Consider the following 2,550-nt stretch of genomic DNA (forward strand, 5'->3'; position numbering starts at 1 on the left):
GTACGGCACCTCGACCGCCAGCACCAGGGCCGGCGGCAGCGGTTCCAGCGGCGGCTCCTCGAGGCGCGGTGGGGTGGGCGTGAGCACGGTCTGGCCCATGCCGAAGACGTCCTCCACGGCCTCGATGCGCCATTCGGTGGCGCCCAGCGTGCCGGTGTCGATGCCGGTCACGCGCACCACCATGCGCTCGATGCCGAGGCGTGGCCAATGCAGCAGGAACACGTCCCCCGGCAGGGGCGGACGCTCCAGGGCGCCGGGGACGATGGTCAAGGTCATGCGCGCCAGGGGCGAGCCCAGTGCGTGCAGGTCGCGCAGCGCCAGCCGCGCGGCCAGCGGACCAAAGTTCACGCCCGGATAGTCGCGCCGCTGGTTGATGACGCCACCTTGCAGTTGGATCGCGGCGAGGTTTTGCACCGTGACGGTGGCTTCCTTGCCGGTGGCCCAGTCGGTGTAGACCACGGTGATCTCGTTGGGCAACTCGCCCCACTGCGCGCGCTCGAAGCGCTCCATGCGCACGATCTCGTCGGGGCCCAGAAGCGGCAGGCCCTCGATCCAGTAATCGTCGCGCAGGAGCTTGAGCTCGAAGCGGCCCCGTTCGGGGTCGAGGTAGAGGATGCCGCCGACGTGGTCGAGCACCTGGCCGATGAAGGACTCGATGGGCTGCTGGCGCGTCCAGACCAGGTTCAGGCCGAAGCCTTCGCTTTCGAGCGCCCAGGCCGCGTTCCAGAAGCTTGCGCCGAGGGTGGATGGCGGATAGCCCATGCCCCAATGCGGGTCGGTGAGGCACTGCACCAGGATGTGGGCCGGGTTCATGCCGACGGTGAGATGGGTGCCGGTGTCGGCATCCCAGGTCCGCACCTCGGCGTTCCAGGGCATCCAGGGTTCGTCGTGCCAGCCCGCCGTGAAGCGCCGCACCCGCACCGCCCAGGGCTTGAGGTAGGGGTTGTTCGCGGCGAACAGGATCTTGCGCGCCACGATCGACAGCACCCCGCGAAACGCCGGGATGGCCGCGCCCAGGCGGCTCATCAGGTAGTCGTTGCGGTCTTGCGCGGCACTGCCTGCGAGCACGTCGAGGTCACCCACCACGCCGCCTTCGCGTTCGTCGCCGCCGAAGAGCGTGGGCTTGTGGATCGAGAGCCGCCCCAGCCCATGGCCGCTCGCCAGCGGCGTGCGGCTCGCATCGCCCCAGGCGCTGCGGTCGCCGATCTGGATCTCCTGCACCGCATCCACCGGCCCCTGGCACAGCACCAAGTGCATCCCGATCCGGTAGCGGTAGCCGACGGTCTGCTTCTTGCGGCGGCCGCCCATCAGCGCGGCTCCTCATGGCAGGCCTGCGCGACCTCGACCACGCGTGCGGCCATCGCGTCGCCCGTGGCGAGCAAGCTCGAGGCGGGCAGCCCCCGGGCGAGGAAGTCACGGAAGTCCAGGCCCTGGCGTGCGAACCAGGTGCGCGTGCCGTGCACGCAGAGCCCCGCGGCGCGCACGTGGGCGATGGTGACGAGGACGTCGGTGCTCATTTCTTGCCGCCCTTCTTCTTGATCGGTTCGGCCTCCAGGTCGCCGTACCACACGACGTTGGCGCCGCGCAGCAGCACTGCGCCGAAGACGACCGGGATCGGTCGGCCCTCCTCGGCCGTGGGTGCGTCGAGGTCGGAGAGTTCGGCGGGTTTCGGGGCGGGCGGCTTGGGCGCCAGCGCCGCCGAGACCAGCGCCGCCACGACGATGACGACCAGGTACCACATGGGAGGTCCTGCGGGTTTCAGAAGACGCCCGTCGAGAACGGGTTCTTCGACGGGATGAAGGGGAAGCCGCCGTAGTTGGCGAGGTTGTCGAAGCGCGCGGCGCAGGTGGACACGCTGTGATCGCAGCCGGCCACGAGGTCGACCAGCGTCTGCGGCGCAAGCCCCACCGGGTAGAGCAGTTCGACGCCCGCGGTCGATTCGCTCACGATCATGTGGCGTGCGCCTGACGGCGTCTGCAACCAGCCGCCGGCGAGCATGCCGGCCACCTCGGGCGGGAGGCTCGCCAATTCCACCTGGCGGCCTTCGGAGCGGATCACTTCGGCGGTGGCCGAGATCGGCGTCGCCCCGCACGCGGCCGAATACAGCACGTGCGAGCAGGCGCGGCTGTAGAGCCGCCTGAGACCAATGCGCTTCAAGCTCACCTGGGCGGACTCGCAGCGGATGCGCGCAGAGTCATCGGCCACCTCCACCCCGAGCACGCGGCCCATCCAGCGCGTGCCGGAAAGCCACCAATACTCGCCCCAGGCCTCACGTCGGGCGATCCGCAGTCGCACCGCGGTCGCCTCGCCGGTGAGGGTCGCCTGCAGCAGATGCCGCACGAGGGCGTGGTCGGGCGGCAGCTTCAACTCCAGCGCCGACTTGGCCGCCTCGGCGCCGAGCGCGAGCGCGCTGCGCTCGAGGGGGCAGCGCTCGTAGCGCTGGCCGCCGATCTCCACGTCGAACTCGTGCGGGGTGAGCCGGAAGCTGCCGCTCGTGCCCTCGAAGGCGTAGAGCTCGACCTCGAACAGGGGGCCCTCGCTCATGGTCAG

General features: G+C 70.4%; 4 protein-coding genes. All 4 read right to left on the reverse strand.

The window, feature by feature from the left end:
- On the reverse strand, nucleotides 1-1,308 hold a 1,308-nt coding region (locus tag CTA01S_RS15850), incomplete at its 3' end, for a phage tail protein (protein WP_198150906.1).
- Nucleotides 1,308-1,517, reverse strand: coding sequence for a hypothetical protein (locus CTA01S_RS15855; RefSeq protein WP_062196821.1), 210 nt, complete (start codon nucleotides 1,515-1,517; stop codon nucleotides 1,308-1,310). The genes CTA01S_RS15850 and CTA01S_RS15855, both read right to left, overlap by 1 nt.
- Nucleotides 1,514-1,741: a hypothetical protein gene (locus CTA01S_RS15860; protein ID WP_062196822.1), complete on the reverse strand. Its 228-nt coding sequence runs from the start codon at nucleotides 1,739-1,741 to the stop codon at nucleotides 1,514-1,516. The genes CTA01S_RS15855 and CTA01S_RS15860 overlap by 4 nt, the downstream gene beginning before the upstream one ends.
- A 17-nt stretch (nucleotides 1,742-1,758) precedes the next feature.
- Nucleotides 1,759-2,544 carry a phage BR0599 family protein gene (locus CTA01S_RS15865; protein WP_062196823.1) on the reverse strand — a complete coding sequence of 262 codons (786 nt, stop codon included), beginning with the start codon at nucleotides 2,542-2,544 and terminating at the stop codon, nucleotides 1,759-1,761.
- Between the last annotated feature and the right edge of the window lie 6 nt (nucleotides 2,545-2,550).

Origin of the sequence: Caldimonas taiwanensis NBRC 104434, from assembly GCF_001592165.1 — a bacterium.
GTDB classification, from domain to species: Bacteria; Pseudomonadota; Gammaproteobacteria; order Burkholderiales; family Burkholderiaceae_C; genus Caldimonas; species Caldimonas manganoxidans.

Coding starts and splice junctions, on each gene's coding strand:
- CTA01S_RS15855 (WP_062196821.1), bottom strand. CDS start 1,517: ATGAGCACCGACGTCCTCGTCACCATCGCCCACGTGCGCGCCGCGGGG.
- CTA01S_RS15860 (WP_062196822.1), bottom strand. CDS start 1,741: ATGTGGTACCTGGTCGTCATCGTCGTGGCGGCGCTGGTCTCGGCGGCG.
- CTA01S_RS15865 (WP_062196823.1), bottom strand. CDS start 2,544: ATGAGCGAGGGCCCCCTGTTCGAGGTCGAGCTCTACGCCTTCGAGGGC.